Annotated in this window: 13 protein-coding genes and 2 pseudogenes; 10 read left to right on the forward strand and 5 right to left on the reverse strand. The window is 70.7% G+C overall.

Annotation, left to right across the window (positions count from 1 at the left end; genetic code table 11):
• Positions 1-154: 154 nt before the first annotated feature.
• Positions 155-1,585 (reverse strand): M48 family metallopeptidase, encoded by a 1,431-nt coding sequence (locus tag ACZ4AA_RS04450; RefSeq protein WP_467595179.1) that lies wholly within the window; start codon positions 1,583-1,585, stop codon positions 155-157.
• Positions 1,586-1,656: 71 nt separating this feature from the next.
• Positions 1,657-2,267: pseudogene (locus tag ACZ4AA_RS04455) on the reverse strand (IS5 family transposase); the annotation flags it as partial.
• A 116-nt stretch (positions 2,268-2,383) separates the two neighbouring features.
• Here ACZ4AA_RS04455 and ACZ4AA_RS04460 point away from each other — a divergent pair.
• The 3 genes and pseudogenes from ACZ4AA_RS04460 to ACZ4AA_RS04470 all read left to right on the forward strand — a co-directional run.
• Positions 2,384-2,869 (forward strand): annotated as a pseudogene (locus tag ACZ4AA_RS04460) (IS5 family transposase); the annotation flags it as partial.
• Positions 2,870-3,231: 362 nt separating this feature from the next.
• On the forward strand, positions 3,232-3,843 hold the full coding sequence (locus ACZ4AA_RS04465) for a hypothetical protein (RefSeq protein WP_467595182.1): 612 nt from the start codon (positions 3,232-3,234) through the stop codon (positions 3,841-3,843).
• A gap of 366 nt (positions 3,844-4,209) precedes the next feature.
• Positions 4,210-4,692, forward strand: a complete 483-nt coding sequence (locus ACZ4AA_RS04470; RefSeq protein WP_467595185.1) for a hypothetical protein — start codon at positions 4,210-4,212, stop codon at positions 4,690-4,692.
• A 39-nt stretch (positions 4,693-4,731) separates the two neighbouring features.
• Here ACZ4AA_RS04470 and ku read toward each other — a convergent pair whose 3' ends face one another.
• On the reverse strand, positions 4,732-5,841 hold the full coding sequence (gene ku / locus ACZ4AA_RS04475) for a non-homologous end joining protein Ku (protein WP_467595189.1): 1,110 nt from the start codon (positions 5,839-5,841) through the stop codon (positions 4,732-4,734).
• Positions 5,842-5,903: 62 nt separating this feature from the next.
• Here ku and ligD point away from each other — a divergent pair, with 62 nt between their 5' ends.
• A complete protein-coding gene (ligD, locus tag ACZ4AA_RS04480) occupies positions 5,904-6,785 on the forward strand; it encodes a non-homologous end-joining DNA ligase (RefSeq protein WP_467595193.1) in 882 nt (293 codons plus the stop codon).
• Between the two features lie 126 nt (positions 6,786-6,911).
• Here the strand turns inward: ligD and ACZ4AA_RS04485 are convergent, their stop codons facing one another.
• Entirely contained in the window at positions 6,912-7,715 is an 804-nt protein-coding gene (locus ACZ4AA_RS04485; protein WP_467595196.1) for a nuclease-related domain-containing protein, read from the reverse strand.
• A 99-nt stretch (positions 7,716-7,814) separates the two neighbouring features.
• Between ACZ4AA_RS04485 and ACZ4AA_RS04490 the strand changes: the two genes are divergently transcribed.
• The 6 genes from ACZ4AA_RS04490 to ACZ4AA_RS04515 all read left to right on the forward strand — a co-directional run bounded on the left by ACZ4AA_RS04490 (position 7,815) and on the right by ACZ4AA_RS04515 (position 14,548).
• Positions 7,815-8,321 (forward strand): protein-tyrosine phosphatase family protein, encoded by a 507-nt coding sequence (locus tag ACZ4AA_RS04490; RefSeq protein ID WP_467595200.1) that lies wholly within the window; start codon positions 7,815-7,817, stop codon positions 8,319-8,321.
• Positions 8,322-8,610: 289 nt separating this feature from the next.
• Positions 8,611-9,630: a hypothetical protein gene (locus ACZ4AA_RS04495; RefSeq protein ID WP_467595203.1), complete on the forward strand. Its 1,020-nt coding sequence runs from the start codon at positions 8,611-8,613 to the stop codon at positions 9,628-9,630.
• The gene (locus ACZ4AA_RS04500; RefSeq protein ID WP_467595207.1) at positions 9,627-10,910 is read left to right on the forward strand and encodes an ATP-binding protein; all 1,284 of its coding nucleotides are present in this window, start codon (positions 9,627-9,629) and stop codon (positions 10,908-10,910) included. Before ACZ4AA_RS04495 ends, ACZ4AA_RS04500 begins: the two co-directional genes overlap by 4 nt.
• A 71-nt stretch (positions 10,911-10,981) precedes the next feature.
• Positions 10,982-11,659, forward strand: coding sequence for an SH3 domain-containing protein (locus tag ACZ4AA_RS04505; protein ID WP_467595211.1), 678 nt, complete (start codon positions 10,982-10,984; stop codon positions 11,657-11,659).
• 58 nt (positions 11,660-11,717) lie between these two features.
• A complete protein-coding gene (locus tag ACZ4AA_RS04510; protein WP_467595214.1) occupies positions 11,718-13,094 on the forward strand; it encodes an FtsW/RodA/SpoVE family cell cycle protein in 1,377 nt (458 codons plus the stop codon).
• Entirely contained in the window at positions 13,091-14,548 is a 1,458-nt protein-coding gene (locus tag ACZ4AA_RS04515; RefSeq protein WP_467595217.1) for a penicillin-binding transpeptidase domain-containing protein, read from the forward strand. The genes ACZ4AA_RS04510 and ACZ4AA_RS04515 overlap by 4 nt, the downstream gene beginning before the upstream one ends.
• 77 nt (positions 14,549-14,625) lie before the next feature.
• On the opposite strand, the gene ACZ4AA_RS04520 is transcribed toward ACZ4AA_RS04515, so the two are convergent.
• Positions 14,626-15,738, reverse strand: coding sequence for a ferritin-like domain-containing protein (locus ACZ4AA_RS04520; protein WP_467595220.1), 1,113 nt, complete (start codon positions 15,736-15,738; stop codon positions 14,626-14,628).
• Between the last annotated feature and the right edge of the window lie 78 nt (positions 15,739-15,816).

The raw sequence follows: 15,816 nt of genomic DNA on the forward strand, positions 1-15,816 counted from the left end.
ACTCGTCCGATCCGCCCGGCCCAAGAGCCCGAGGCCGAGCCCCGGGCCAGGCTGTCACATCACGGACTTACACGATCTTTCAGACACACTCGACGGGACTCGACCTGACGTCTTTTCCCAACAAGTCGGCGGTCTCGATGTGCCGTCGTTTTTGTCAGCGGGAGCCGGGCCGGGTCGGGGTCGGGGCGAGCTCGTTGGTGACAGCGGTCTTCAGGGGGAGGAGTTCGGCTTCGATGGCCCTGGCGTCCTGCCTGCCGAGCGAGATCGCAGGGTGGAGGAAGGAGAGACTGTCGACGTACCGGATGCGAAGGTAACCGGGAGGGGAGCCGTCGTGGCCGTCTCCGCGCAGTTGGGACAGGCGGAGGTGACGCCGGCGTTCTATGTCGGGGAGAGTCGCCAAAGATGTGCCTACTTGCTCCCAGATATCGCCCCCGCGCACCACTGCACGTTCAAGGGCCAAGCGGGCGGTTCGGGCCAGCAGCAGAGACCTGAGCAGTCCGTCGACCGCGTCGGGGGATGCGATGCGGGCGGCGATTTCGACGGCCCGGTATTCAGCCAGCCCACCGGAACGGTCGTTGAGCCGACTCAGGAGCTCGTGGAGCATGAGCATGCTTTGGGCCAGCAGGTTCTGCAGGGGCTGGGCGAGCGCCTGGCCCACGGTGGCGTTGGTGTTCTGGCGGATGGTAGCGGTGCCCCCGGCGGTGAACGCGTTCGCGTCTACTATCTCCTGCCGTGCCCTGTCCAGCTCCGGGGCAGGTCTGATCAGGTCCGCCCACGTGGTGAGCGCGTCCAAAGCCAGGCGGATCCAGGCACGGTGCGCTCCTCCCGTAGAGGCCCGGCCGAGGGTATGGGCGAGCAGGGCGAGCCTCTGGTCCGGGGGAAGGGTCTCCCAGAGTGGCAGGCCCAGTATGAGGACGCGCCGACGCCGTGCTCCCACCGTCAGGCAGTGTGAGCCGTAGCGTGCATCGACGGCGATCGTATCCACCGGGCGGACGCCGAGTTCGGTGGTGATCCGCTGCGTCACCGCGTACAGGGCAGGCCCGGCGGCAGGATCCAAGATGTGTCTAGGCAGCTTTCGCGCTCGCGGGCGAAGCACCAGGGCGAGGACGATGCCAATGGCACCCAGGACCCGTTCCGGCCAGGTGCCGACCACCAGCCACCACACACCGATGCCGGCGAGCGCGACGGTGACGAGGTTGACTGCCGTTGCCAGTGCCAATGCGCCCACGAGCGCGGCATCCCACGGTGTCGTCCGTGTTCCGCTCGCCAGGACACGTTCGAGGACGCGATTCTGACGGGTCATGCGTCCCGACTGGTACTGCCACGTGCTGTCACTGCGCGGGTCGAGGTTCCAGTCACAGGCCGGGCACCAGGCACTGAACCGGGGGTCCGGGGCCAGCAGGGCCGCGTGACACTGCGGGCAGATGGAGTCGGCATCGATGTCCATGGAGATCGATTCTGGCTCGTCGGCAGCCGCAGCACAGCAGGCGGTGTTCCAGCCTTTGCGCGACCTTTGCGAGGTGTCGTCCCGGCACAGCCGCGCAGGCATCCGGCGCCGGATGCCTGGCAGCAACGTCTTCAGCACAGCCCACTCCGCACCGCACGATGTGGCACGGCTGTGGCACGTTCCGAACGACCAAGCGTTTACTGATGGTTTCAGAATGAGGTTCGGAGTCGTCTCAAGCAGATGATGCTGCAGGCGAGTTGGAGCAGTGCGAGGTGGAGGTCGGCCCGTATCTCATAGCGGATCCGGAGTCGTTTGAACTGGTGGAGCCAGGCGAAGGTCCGCTCGACGACCCAGCGGGTCTTGCCGAGTCCGGATCCGTGGGCGGTGCCTTTGCGGGCGATCTTCGGTGTGATGCCGCGGGCCCGGAGCATGCGGCGGTACTTGTCGTAGTCGTAGCCGCGGTCGGCGAAGAGCCGGCCCGGCCGGTGACGTGGCCGTCCGCGCATCCCGCGGATGCGGGGTATCGCGTCCAACAGGGGCATCAGCTGAGTGACGTCGTGACGATTTCCGCTGGTCAGCGAGACGGCCAAGGGAGTGCCGTGCCGGTCGACGATCAGGTGGTGTTTGCTGCCGGGCCGGGCCCGGTCGACCGGCGAAGGTCCGGTGTGAGCCCCCCTTTGAGCGCCCGGACGTGCGAGCCGTCGATCGCGGCGTCGTCCATGTCCAGCAGGCCCGCGGCCCGCAGCTCGGCCAGCAGCACCTCGTGCAGCTGCGGCCAGACCCCGGCCTCGGTCCAGTCCCGCAGACGCCGCCAGGCCGTGCACGCAAGGCGCCACCCGCCATCGTTCCTCAAAAGGGGGTCCGTTCGCGGACGAACCAGGTCGATCCGGTGCTTCGGAAACTGGTCGTCCGGCTGGAGGAGGTGGTCAGATCGGCGAGTGTCTGGGACGCTCCCGCGGCGGCTTCACCACCAAGATCCACCTCGCAGCCGACGGACGATGCCGGCCCCTCGCCATCCTCCTGACGCCCGGACACTACGGAGACGGCCCCCAACTCCGGCCCGTCCTGGAGCAGCTGTCGGTGCCCCGCAGCAAAGTGGGCCGACCTCGCACCCGGCCCGACCACGTGCTGGCCGATAAGGCCTACACATCCCGCGAAAACCGCCGCTAGCTGCGACGACGCGGCATATCGCACACCATCCCCGAACGGCTCGACCAGCGCAGACACCGCTATGCCCGCGGTTCTCGCGGGGGCCGGCCCACCGGGTTCGACCGCGAGCACTACAAGAAACGCAACACCGTCGAGCAAGCGATCAACCGGCTGAAAGGCTTCCGTGCTGTCGCTACACGCTACGAGAAACGGGCCTACACCTACCTCGGCACCGTCACCCTCGCCGCACTCATCATCTGGCTCCGCACATGATCCGAGAAACAGCGCCTAAGGTGTCGTTGCCTGTCATTCGGCCGTCTCTACGCGCTAATGGGCTGTCCCCTCGAAACCGCGCTGCCTTCGCTCGCGGCGCCTGTAGGTCAGCCGAAAAGACCAGGCCAGGGAGCCGCCGTCGTATAGCGTCTCGCCGACGGTGATCTACAGGGAGGGGGCTGGTCATGAAGGTGGGCCGGCGAAGATTGGCCGCCGCGGGTGTGGCGATGGCTGCGGGCGGGGTGCTCCTGTCTGCTTGCGGGCCGGTCGCAGATGCGGGGAAGGCCCGAGGCGTGCGGAGCTCTGAGCCCTCTGGCGTGAGCAGCTCTGAGCATTCGGACGCGAAGGACTCGGCGTCCACGATGCTGTCGTTCCACTACGTGGGCGACTCCGGCGTGGACGAGACCATGAATCAGGTTCTGCATCTCACGAACGACTTGCCCGCCTCCGTGATCCCGGTGCTGTCGTTCAAGGCGCTGGACAAGCACCATCACGTGTTGCGCCACGTGAAGGTGAGCACGATATACGGGAGCGACCGGGGGGAACTGGTGATTCCGTACGGGGCGAGCCTGGACATCCTGCGGTTTTCCGGTACGGGCAGGCATGACGTGGCAGATGTCCGCGTGACGGTGCGGAGCACGACGATCGCCTCCGTTCCGGCCGGCAGGCACGAGGTGACGACGCAGGCGCTGGACAGCCACGGGCGCGAGATCACCAGGTTCGAGCGCTTCTCGGCGGTCAGGCTGACCAACGAGGACAACATCCCCGTCTCCGTACGGGTCGCTTACGTCCGTTGGGACCAGCCGCCCAAGGGCGTCACCCAGCAAGCCGTCGAGGTCACCGCGATCGGTGGCCTGACGCGCGTGCCGGCCCATGGCACCGCAGTCGTACACGTGACCGGGGAGGCGGCTGCCGCGGTGGCCCGCAACTCCGACGGCCCGGCAGTGAGCATCAAGGCATACAACTCGCAGTAGGCGTAGGTGTAGGTGTAGGCGTAGGCGTCGAGGTTTGCGGTGCCCCTCGGCCATGAGGCCATCGCAGACCTTTCGCCCCTCGCCCCTCGCCCCTCGTCCCTGCGTCACGTCAATCGGCCTTCGCGCTCGCCCAGCAGGTCTTCGATCCGGCGATTCGCCACCTCTTGTCAGCCGTCCAGTCCGCAGAGGTGTCATTGACCCTTGATGGCAAGGGAGTTCAGCAGGCGGGCTCGCGCGGGTCCCGTGGTCAGCGTCTTGTAGGAGCGCCTTCTACCGTCGCCGTCGTAAAGCTGCCGCAGGTCCGTGCACGGGTGAGTGCGTCGGCGGGCTCCGGGGGCATCCTCGGTCGAGGTGACGTGGTGACGTGTGGAGAGACGAGGCGGGATGCGGTCCTGGCTGCGGCAAGGGATCTTCCAAGGGCCGCAGTCCCGGGCCCACTTGGAGGCGCTCAAACGGCTTCAGCCGGAGCCGAAGGACATGTACGCCCACGAGTACCTGTACGACTGTCTGAGCGTGCTGGACTCCAAGGCTCAGGTGCTGCTCGCCTATGACGGCTTCCTGGTCGCGGCCGCCTCCGTCGTACTGACCGTTCTTCCCGGGGGTGCCGGTTCAACGGCGCTTCTGGTCGCGGCACTTGTCGCCAGCGGTCTGTCCGGGGCGCTCAGCCTGATGGTCGTCTCGGTGCACTGGACCGACACCTACGACCTGGAGCACCCGGACGACATCTTCCCCCGGCTGCTGGAGGTCCGTAATCAACGGACGCTCAGCTACCGGCTTTCCTGGGCGATCGCCCAGGTCGCCTCGCTTCTCCTGGTGTGCGGTGTCCTCGTTCATCTGCCCGGGTGGTGACGGAGCGGTCCTCGGGCCGAGGGCTTCACGTCCCGGTCCTCAGGCCGACGCCCGCTTGCGCGGTGCCGCCTTCTTCGCGGCCGTCTTCTTCGTCGCGGTCTTCTTCGCCGTGGTCTTCTTGGCCGCCGTACGGGAGGACGCCGTGCCGCCGGACCGTTTCGCGGCGGCGGTCGTGCCCGAGGCCGGCTCCGACTCCGGCGCCGACTTCGCCGTCGACTTCCTCGCCGTCGTCTTCCTGGCCGCCGTCCTCTTCGCCGCGGACGTCGACTTCTTGCCGCCGACCTCCTTGGGTGCCGTACGGGTCGACCCCCGGGCGGTGGACTTGCCGGGCGCCAGCGGGGTGACCTCGGCGTCCTCCCCGGCCTCCTCGCCCCGCGACTCCTTGGCCGCGCGCACGCTCTTCTCCAGCGCCGCCATCAGGTCGAGCACCTTGCCGCCGGCCTTCTCCCCGGAGGGGGCCGCGGGTGCCTCATGGCCCTCCGCCTTGGCGGTGACCATTTCCTCCACGGCCTCGCGGTAGTCGTCGTGCAGGTCTTCGAGGTCGACCTCGCCGAGGGTGTCCATCAGGGCGTCGGCCAGGTCGAGTTCCTTGTCGCGGACCGTGACGGCGGCGTCCGGGGCGACCTCGTCGGCGGCACGGATCTCGTCCGGCCAGAGCAGGCCGTGCATGGCGATCACGTCGCCGACGACGCGCAGCATGCCGAGGCGCTCCCGGCCGCGCAGCGCGAACTTCGCCACGGCGACCTTCTGGCTGCGTTTGAGTGCCTCGCGCAGCAGGACGTACGGCTTGGCGGCCGGGACGCCGTTCGCGGCCAGGTAGTACGCCGTGTCCATCTGGAGCGGGTCGATGCGGTCGGCCGGGACGAAGGCCACGATCTCGATCGTCCGGGCGGTCGGGATGGGCAGCGAGGCGAGGTCCTCGTCCGTGATCGGGATCAGGGTCCCGTCGGCGTCCTCGTAGGCCTTGCCGATCTCGGCGGTCGAGACCTCGCTGTCCTCCAGTTCGCAGACCTTGCGGTAGCGGATGCGGCCGCCGTCGTCGAGGTGGATCTGGCGGAAGGAGATCGCGTGGCTCTCCGTGGCGTTCACGACCTTGATGGGGATGCTCACCAGGCCGAAGGAGATGGCGCCGTTCCATATGGATCGCACGTGCAGCACCCTTCCGATCACTTTGAGCGAGTTTTGTGCCGTTTTCGTGGGATTGTCATCGTATGACGCCGATCACGGAGGTGGAGGGCAGAAGGCTCGCGCTCACCAATCTCGACAAGGTCCTCCACCCGGCCACCGGCTTCACCAAGGGCGAGGTGCTGCACTACTACGCCACGGTGGCGGACGTGCTCCTCCCCCATCTGCGGGACCGGCCGGTCTCCTTCCTGCGCTATCCGGACGGGCCGGACGGCCAGGTCTTCTTCACCAAGAACGTTCCGCCGGGTACACCCGCCTGGGTCACCACCGCTGAGGTCCCGCGCACCGAGGGGCCCGCGCGCATGGTTCTCGTCCAGGATCTGGCCTCGCTCGTGTGGGCGGCGAACCTCGTGACGGAGTTCCACACGCCCCAGTGGACGATCGGCACGCCCGGGATCGCCGACCGGATCGTCCTCGACCTCGATCCAGGAGCGCCGGCGACGGTCGTGGAGTGCTGCGAGGTGGCGTTGTGGCTGCGCGAGCGGCTGGCCGCCGACGGGATCGAGGCGTACGCGAAGTCGTCCGGGTCGAAGGGGCTGCATCTGCTGGCCGCCGTCGCGCCGGCTCCGTCCGCCGACGTCAGCGCGTACGCGAAGGAGCTGGCCGTGGAGGCGGAGAAGGCGCTGCCCCGGCGGGTCGTGCACCGGATGACGCGGAGCCTGCGGCCGGGAAAGGTGTTCGTCGACTGGAGCCAGAACGCCGGCCGCAAGACGACCGCCACCCCCTACACGCTACGGGCCCGGGCGGAGCCGGCCGTGTCCGCGCCCGTGACGTGGGAGGAGGTCGAGGGATGCCAGTCACCCGCCCAACTGGCCTTCCAGGCACCGGACATCGCTCCCCGGGTGCAGGACTTCGGTGACCTCCTGGCCCCACTGTTCGACCCGGAGCGCGCCGGGCGGCTGCCGTGAGCCGGGAGCCCGCCGACCGGGCGGCTGAGGGTCTGTGGACCTGAGGGGGCCTGGGGCTCTGAGGGGGCTGAGGATCTGAGGGGAGGCTGAGCCGGTCCCCCCTCAGCCTCCCCCCCCCAGCCCCCCTCAGACCCTCAGCCAGGTGCGCCGGTCGCGGGCCGTCGCGTGCAGGGCCTCCACGTCCGCCGGCTTGAGCACGCCGCCGAACCGGGCCAGGCCCGCCAGGTCGGTGTCCCTCAGGACGCGGACCTCGCGCGCGGGCGCCGACGTGTCCAGGCGGGCTGGGCCGACGACGGCGAGGACGGCGCGGACCTCGGCGGTCAGGGCGTGGGAGGCGCGGTCGGCGTCGGCGCGGACCCGGCGGAGCAGGGGGCGTGCCTCGCGGCGGCCGACGGCGACCATCGGGCCGTCGACCAGGACGCGCTGCTTGTGGGCGTACAGGGCGTGTACGCAGAAGAGGCCGGCGGGGCCGATCAGCAGATGGTGGATGCGGTCACCGCCGGGGAGCGGGACCGAGTGCAGGGTGTGCCAGCCGCCTCCCTCCAGCTCGTCGAGGGCCGCGCCGACGGTCTGCTCGGCGGTGAGCGCGCGGCGGCGCGGGTCGGGGCGCAGCCGGTGCGCTGGGCCCGGGTCCCGGTCGAGGCCGATCATCAGGGCCTCGCCGGGCCGGTTCGGGGCGAGGTCGTCGTCTGGGTGGAGGGCCAGGCGTGCCAGTTCGGCCGGGGTCGGGACGGGCGGCGGTCCGACCGTCACCGGGCCGGTCAGGAAGGGGCCCAGAACGACGAGCACGTCCTCGCGCCGGTCCTCGCTGAGCAGGTTGACCCTGGCCGTGTCACGGTCGTACCAGGCGACGCTTCTGCCGTCCCTCTCGCAGACGTACAGGCGCTCCTGTCCGTGCCGCCGGGCCGGTACGACGCGCAGTCCGTTCATGCACCATCACCCCATGACCATGGGAACAGGCAGGGTGCTCCGTGGGCAAGAACCCGGTTACCTTTGGCAGGAGTTGGGGCAGTTGGGTGGGAGGCGCTGTTGCGAACTCGCAGAAGGTATCCGGACGTTCCCGTCCCGGACAGCCCGTGGAGTGAGATCGTGCCCGGCCTGTGGATGGGCGGGCACGAGTTCGCGGGACGTTCGGGACCTCCGCAAACAGCCGTCGTACACGACGAGTTCGACCTGGTCCTGACGCTGCTGCGGCAGCCGGGGCACGGTCCCGATCCGGGGGTCGAGCATCATGTGTGGCCGATACCGGACGGGCCGCTGGACGGTACGCAGCTGACCGGGGTCATGCGGCTCGCGCGGGCCGCCGACGACGCGCTGGAGGACGGGCGCAGGGTGCTCGTCCGCTGCTATCACGGGTACAACCGCTCGGGGCTGGTCGTGGCGCACGCGCTCGTCCTCGCGGGGCACACCACCGACGACGCGATACGGCTGATCCGGGCCCGGCGCTCGCCCTGGGCGCTGCACAACGAGCTGTTCGTGGAGTATCTGCGGGCCGGGCTCCCCACGGCCCGGCTCCTCGAAGAGCTCGCGGAGTAGCGGAACAGGAGGGTGGGAGGCGAAGGCCCCGGGCTTGCGCGGTGGGGAGAGGGGTGAGGTGGACCGGACGGAGCGAGGGGCCGGGTGCCGTGGCCGTCCGTGCGAGCACAGGGGATCTCTGCGTGAATGAGGGGTACGGGGCGGCCGGCCGTCCCGGGTCGTGCGCGGCAGCCCGGGGTGTCCGGCCCCGGCGGTCACCCCGCGGACGGCACATCCTTCACCTCGCCGGTCTCGTGCGGTGGCGGCGCTCCGGCGCCCGCGGACGGGGCGGCCCGGACACGGGAGCGCAGTGATCCACAGCCGCCTCGCGCGAGGGCCCGACGGCAGCCACCGTACGGAGGGGAGCCGCCGCACGGACGGAAGCCACCGCACGGACGGAAGCCACCGCGATGACGGACCCGTCCGTACCGACGCACCCGGCCGCACCGCCGAACCCCGCCCTCCCGCCGAACCCGAGGGACCTCCCGGCGCCGGCCGCACCGTCCACCGCGCCACCGTCACCGCCCGCGCCGCGACGCTCGCCGCCCTTCTGGTCGTGGCCCTGGCGGGCTGCGGTGACTCCGGGGAACTGCACGCCGCCGGTGCCACCCCCGCCGCGGTCGGCCCGACCAGGCTGTGGCCGCAGCTGCCGCCCGCCTCCACGCCGGCGGTCGACTACGGCGAGGCGGACACCGAGACGGTCGAGGGAGTCACGGCACCCGGCGACGACATCCGCGCCCTGGACCCGGTCGCGGTCGTACGGGCCGAGGTCGCGGCCCATCCGGACGAGTACAGCGGGCCGCACGCGGCGTACGCGGAGACGGCCCGGCAGCTCCGGGACTGCGGGCGGCCGGGCGCGCCGGGCAGGTCGTGCCCGGTCCTGCGGGCGTACTACCGCGATCTCACCGGCGACGGCAAGGCCGACATGGTGCTCGGCATCCGGTTTCCCGCCCACCAGCTGGCGGTACGCGTGTACACGTTCCTTGATCACCGGCTGGTGCAGGTCATGGGGACGGCGGACAGCGTGGTCAGCGTGGAGCTGGCGGGCCGCGATGTGATCATCCGCTCGCCCTCGACCCTGCCGGGGTACGAGTTCCGTACGGTCTGGTCCTGGGACCCGCACCAGAACGCGATGCTGGCGACCCGCGACGAGATCCTGCGGGTCGGACCGCCGACGCGCGCGGGATCACCCACCCCCGGGCGATCCCCCTCCGCGCGCCAGGCGTCCCCCTCGGGGTCCTCCCCCACGGCCGCCTCCCCCACCGGGCCCCCCTCCGCGCTCCCCCAGGCACCCGACACCGTCTTCCCCCCGTCCGCGGGCAGCTCATGAGACGGCCGCTGCGTCTGCCGCACTGGACCGCCACCCTCACCTGGAAGGCGGCCGCGTTCATCGCGGTGATGTGCTGCTGTCTGGTGACCCTCCTCGGCGCCCTCGTGCACGTCTCGGTGACCGACCAGACCGTCGGCGAGGCACGCGACCGCGCGCTCGCCCGGCTCGCCGACGTCACCGCGGCCTACGAGGCGGGCGACCGGCTGCCGCCTGACGCGGGCGTCGACCCTCCCGGGCTGCCCCCGCGGCTGCGGGAGCTGGCCACGGACGGCAAGCGGGGCACGATGGTCGGCGAGCACGACGCCCACCCCACGATGTGGGCGGCCGGGCCGGCCGGCGGAGGACGCGCGCTGGCTGTCCAGTTCGACTACGCCCAGGGCGCGCACGCCATCGACGCCCTGGACCGGGCGATCGTGTGGTCGTCGGTCCTGGCGATCGGCGTGACCCTGCTGGTGGGGGTGTTCGCGGTGACCCGGGTGACGCGCCGGCTGCACGCGACGGCGCGGGTGGCGCGGCGGATCAGCGCGGGTGACCTGGACGCGCGCGTCAACGACCCGCGGGCCCAGGACCCGTCGCGGCCGCAGGACGAGGTGGCGGCGGTCGCGGGCGCGCTCGACACGATGGCGTCGTCGTTGCAGGGCAAACTGCTGAGCGAGCAGCGGTTCACGGCGGACGTGGCGCACGAGCTGCGTACTCCGCTGACCGGGCTGCACGCGGCGGCCGAACTGCTCCCGCCGGGGCGGCCCACGGAGCTGGTGCGCGACCGGGTGGCCACGCTGCGCACCCTCACCGAGGACCTGCTGGAGATCTCCCGGCTGGACGCCCGTACCGAGCGTCTGGAGCTGGACTCGGAGCCGTTGGTGCCCCTGGCCGAACGGGTGGTGCGCGCGTCGGGGACCGACACCGAGGTCCGGGTGGTGCGGGGGGTGCGGGTCGAGACGGACCGGCGGCGGCTGGAGCGGGTGCTCGGGAACCTGGTGGCGAACGCCCACAAGCACGGGAGGGGGCCGGTGGTGCTGACCCTGGACGGCCCGGTCGTCACCGTACGGGACCACGGGGACGGTTACCCCGGCTACCTCCTGGAGCACGGTCCGCAGCGCTTCCGTACCGAGGGCGGTGCGACGGGTCATGGGCTCGGTCTGACGATCGCTCTCGGCCAGGCGGAGGTCCTGGGTGCGCGGCTGGAGTTCGGCGACGCGCCGGACGGCGGCGCGGTGGCGACGCTGACACTCCCTCAGGACGGACGGCGGGAGCCCGGCGGCTCCGATGGCGGAGTGTGAACTGCGGTCCCCGGCTCCCGATCCTAATGTGGCGATAAGTCAGCTTCACCCCCTTCCTGGAGGAGCCCTCCATGTCCCTGCGGTCCACGTACACCCGAATCGGTATGGCCCTCGCCGCCGGCAGCCTCGTCGCCCTCGCCGGTACCACTCCCGCCCTCGCCGACGGTGACGGCAATGGCAACGGCAACGGAAGCGGTGACAACCACCAGTCGAGCAGCGGCACCGGTGGTCACCAGTGGAACAACGGTGGCGGCGGCGGGGGCGGCGACGGCCGGGAGCAGGGCACCGGAAGCGGCGGCCACTCGTGGAACAACGGCGGCGGCGGTGGGGGCAACCAGAACTGGACCAACGGTGGCGACGGCACCGGTCACTCGTGGAACAACGGCGGTGGCGGCACGGGCCGCGAACCGGCGAACGGCAACGGCAACGGCAACGGCAACGGCAACGGCCGAGGTGACGGGAACGGGAACGGAAGGGGTGACGGGAACGGCCAGGGCAACCAGAACAACCCGCGCCTGTACCAGGGCCGGATCACCGCCCGCGGCGGACTGGCCCTGCGCAGCTCCCCGACCCGCGGCAGCCAGCTGATCCGGGTCGCCCGGCAGGGTGAGATCGTCTCCATCTTCTGCAAGACCCCGGGAGAGAACGTCGGCGGCAACCCGCTCTGGTACCTCCTCACCGACGGCACCTGGGCCTGGGGAGCCGCCCGCTACATCGACAACATCGGTCCGTCCCCCCGCTGGTGCTGAGGCCCGTTTCGTCGTCGCATAACGGGACATCAGGTCGCCCGCTTGCTACGTTCCGGACATGACCCTGCCCGGAATGTCCGGAACGGCCGTGGCGGTGGACCCGGCCCCTCCCGCCGAACGCCTGCCCAGGCGCCGTGGCATCGAGCTCGCCCTCATCGTCGTCGCCGTCCTGCTCTGCGTGTACGGCTACTGCGCCGTCGGTCTCGCCAGGCACGGCAGCGTTCCGCCCGGCGCCGCCGGTTACGGCGCCGGGCTCGGCGTGCTCGCGCTCCTCGCCCATGTCGCCGTGCGCCTGCGGGCCCCGGACGCCGATCCGCTGCTGCTGCCCATCGCCGTGCTCCTCAACGGGCTGGGTCTGGTGCTGATCTACCGGCTCGACCTGGAGACCCCGCACGACCGGGCGGCCCCCATCCAGCTCATCTGGTCGACGCTCGGCGTGGCGTTGTTCATCGTCGTGGTGTTCTGTCTGCGCGACCACCGGGTCCTCCAGCGCTACACCTATGTCTCGGTGGTCGGCGCGCTCGCCCTGCTCGTCCTGCCGATCTTCTTCCCGGCGGTGAACGGCGCCCGGATCTGGATCAGGATCGCCGGATTCTCCATCCAGCCGGGCGAGTTCGCGAAGGTCCTGCTCGCCGTCTTCTTCGCCGGCTATCTCGCCGCCAACCGCAACGCGCTCGCCTACAGCGGCCGGCAGATCTGGCGGTTCCGGCGGCTCCAGCTGCCCACCGGCCGCGTCCTCGGCCCGATCGTGGCGATCTGGCTGCTCAGCGTCCTCGTCCTGGTCCTGGAGCGGGACCTCGGGACCTCGCTGCTCTTCTTCGGTCTGTTCGTGATCCTGCTCTACGTCGCCACCGGCCGCACCGGATGGGTCGCGGTCGGGCTGCTGCTCGCCTGCCTCGGCGCGGTCGCCGTGGGGCGTCTGGAACCGCATGTGCACAGCCGGGTCCAGGACTGGATGGACCCCTTCGCCTCGATCACCGCGGGCCAGGGTCCCAACCAACTCGCCCAGTCCCTCTTCGCGTTCGCCGCCGGAGGGATGCTCGGTACCGGGCTCGGGCTCGGTCATTCGGTCCTCATCGGCTTCGCCGCCAAGTCCGACTTCATCCTGGCGACCGCGGGCGAGGAACTCGGGCTCGCGGGCCTGCTCGCCGTCTTCGTCCTCTACGCCCTCCTCGTCGAACGCGGCTACCGCGCGGGCCTCGCGCTGCGCGACCCCTTCGGGCGGCTGCTCGCGGTCGGCCTCGCCTCGATCGTGGCACTCCAGGTCTTCGTCATCGCGGGAGGCGTGACCGGCCTGATCCCGCTGACCGGCATGGCGATGCCGTTCCTCGCCCAGGGCGGCTCCTCGGTCGTCACCAACTGGATCATCGTGGCCCTGCTGATCCGGATCAGCGACTGCGCCCGCGGTCAGTACGACGGGACACCGGCACCATGACCAAGTACATCCGCCGGGCCGTCGGGCTGTGCGCCGTGCTGTTCGTGGCTCTCCTCGTCAACGCCGCCCGCGTCCAGGTCGTCCAGGCGCCGTCGTACGACAGCAATCCCGCCAACCGCCGTCCGGCGATCGCCCGTTACGGGCAGCCGCGCGGGGACATCGTCGTCGACGGCCGGACGGTCACCGGCTCCCGGGACACGGGCGGGCAGTTCCGCTACGAACGCACCTACCTGGACGGCCCGTTGTACGCGTCCGTCACCGGCTTCGCCTCACAGCTGTACGGGTCCACCCTGCTGGAGGGCACGGAGGACGGCGTCCTGTCCGGCACCGACCCGATGCTCACCCCGCTGCCCCTGCTGAACGGCCTCACCCGGGCCCGTGGCGCCGGCGGCAGGGTCGTCACCACGCTCGACGCGGCGGCGCAGCGGGCCGCCTTCGAGGGGCTCGGTTCGCGCCGGGGGGCGGTCGCGGCGATCGAGCCGTCCACCGGCCGGATCCTGGCGCTGGTCTCCACCCCGTCGTACGATCCCGGGCTGCTGTCCGGGACGGGGCCGGCCGCGTCCGGGGCGTGGGCGCGGCTGAACGGGCAGGACGACAAGCCGATGCTCAACCGGGCGATCCGGCAGACGTATCCGCCGGGGTCGACGTTCAAGGTGCTGACCGCCGCGGCGGCGCTCGACTCGGGCGTCGTGGACGACGTGGACGCGCCGACCCGGTCCCCGGACCCGTACCGGCTGCCCGGCACCACGACGAGGCTCACGAACGAGGTGGAGGGCTGTGAGGACGCCTCCCTGCGGTACGCCTTCACCTGGTCGTGCAACACGGTGTTCGCGAAGCTCGGCGTGGACGTCGGGCTCGACGGCATGACGCGGGCGGCGGCGGACTTCGGTTTCAACGACCGCAAGCTGCGCGTCCCCTTCGCGGTGGCGCCCAGCAACTTCGATCTGCGGCTCGACAGGGCGCAGTTGGGGCTGTCCTCGATCGGGCAGTTCGACACCCGGGCGACGCCCCTCCAGATGGCGATGATCGCGGCGGCCGTCGCGGGCGACGGTTCGGTCAGGACCCCGTATCTGGTGGAGCGGACGACCACGCGCGGTGGCGGGACGCTGAGCACGACCGGTCCGCGGATCCTGCACCAGGCGATGAGCGCGTCGACGGCGCAGCGCATGCGTGAGCTGATGACCGACGTGGTCGAGAAGGGCACCGGAACCGTCGCCGCGATCCCCGGTGCCACCGTCGGCGGGAAGACCGGCACCGCCCAGCACGGGATCGGCAACTCCGGTACCCCGTACGCCTGGTTCATCTCCTGGGCGCGCGCCGACGACTCCACGCAGCCCGCCGTCGCCGTGGCGGTGGTGGTGGAGGACGCGGCGGCGGACCGGGCGGACGTCACCGGCGGGGGGTTCGCGGGGCCGATCGCGCGGGCGGTGATGGAGGCGGTGCTGGATTCGTAGGAGGCCGCCGGGCGACATCGGGCATCGGGCCCCGAAGTCCCGCCGCTGTGAAGGCGGTCGGGCCGCAGGGAACGGGATCATCCCAGGGTTCCGCGGCCCTCCTGGATCGTGGTCTCGATCTCCGTCGCGCGGTCGTGCTCCTCCGCCGCGAAGCGTTCCGCGTCCAGTTGTTCGGCCAGGTCCTCGTCCTGGGTCATCAGCAGGTCCAGGTTGGTGTTGCCCATGTCGAAGACGCCCATGTCGACGTAGGCGCGCTGGAGGCGTTCGCCCCACAGGCCGATGTCCTTGACGCAGGGGACGATGCGGCTGAAGAGCAACTGGCGGAACAGGTGCAGGAATTCGGAGTTCTCGCTGAACTCCTCGGCCTCCGCCTTCGGGATGCCGAAGTTCTCCAGGACCTCGACCCCGCGCAGCCTGTCCCGCATCAAGTAGCAGCCCTCGATGACGAATTCCTCGCGCTCGCGCAGTTCGGCGTCGGAGAGCCGGCGGTAGTAGTCGCGCAGGGCCATCCGGCCGAAGGCGACGTGGCGGGCCTCGTCCTGCATCACGTAGGACAGGATCTGCTTCGGCAGCGGCTTGTCGGTGGTGTCCCTGATCAGCCCGAACGCGGCCAGGGCCAGGCCCTCGATCAGGACCTGCATGCCCAGGTAGGGCATGTCCCACCGCGCGTCGCGGAGGGTGTCGCCGAGCAGGGACCGGAGGCTGTCGTTGATCGGGTAGAGCATCCCGATCTTCTCGTGCAGGAAGCGGGAGTAGACCTCGGCGTGCCGGGCCTCGTCCATGGTCTGGGTGGCCGAGTAGAACTTGGCGTCGAGGTCGGGGACCGACTCCACGATCCGCGCCGCGCAGACCATCGCGCCCTGCTCGCCGTGCAGGAACTGGCTGAACTGCCAGGCGGTGTAGTGCTTGCGGAGTTCACCCTTGTCCCGGTCGGTCATCTTCGCCCAGTACGGGGTGCCGTACAGGGTCATCGCCTCGTCGGGAGTGCCGAGCGGGTCCTCGGGGTCGACCTCCAGACTCCAGTCGATGCGTTTGCGTCCGTCCCACTGCTTGTCCTTGCCCTTCTGGTAGAGGGCGAGCAGCCGGTCACGACCGTCGTCGTACTCCCAGCTGAAGCGGGCGGCTCCCGAGGCCGGTACCTGCCAGTGGGGATCTCCCGAGTCCGCGGCGTACAGCTCATGCGTCGGCATACTTCGCAGGCTCACACGGAGTAGACGCGCCGTCAACAAGTCCGGCACAGGGGATTGACGAGCTTGCTGACAAGCAGT

The sequence above is a fragment of the Streptomyces sp. NPDC024698 genome (genome assembly GCF_055559015.1).

Coding starts and splice junctions, on each gene's coding strand:
- ACZ4AA_RS04465 (WP_467595182.1), top strand. CDS start 3,232: ATGCTGTCGTTCCACTACGTGGGCGACTCCGGCGTGGACGAGACCATG.
- ligD (WP_467595193.1), top strand. CDS start 5,904: ATGACGCCGATCACGGAGGTGGAGGGCAGAAGGCTCGCGCTCACCAAT.
- ACZ4AA_RS04485 (WP_467595196.1), bottom strand. CDS start 7,715: ATGAACGGACTGCGCGTCGTACCGGCCCGGCGGCACGGACAGGAGCGC.
- ACZ4AA_RS04500 (WP_467595207.1), top strand. CDS start 9,627: ATGAGACGGCCGCTGCGTCTGCCGCACTGGACCGCCACCCTCACCTGG.
- ACZ4AA_RS04505 (WP_467595211.1), top strand. CDS start 10,982: ATGTCCCTGCGGTCCACGTACACCCGAATCGGTATGGCCCTCGCCGCC.
- ACZ4AA_RS04510 (WP_467595214.1), top strand. CDS start 11,718: ATGACCCTGCCCGGAATGTCCGGAACGGCCGTGGCGGTGGACCCGGCC.
- ACZ4AA_RS04515 (WP_467595217.1), top strand. CDS start 13,091: ATGACCAAGTACATCCGCCGGGCCGTCGGGCTGTGCGCCGTGCTGTTC.
- ACZ4AA_RS04520 (WP_467595220.1), bottom strand. CDS start 15,738: ATGCCGACGCATGAGCTGTACGCCGCGGACTCGGGAGATCCCCACTGG.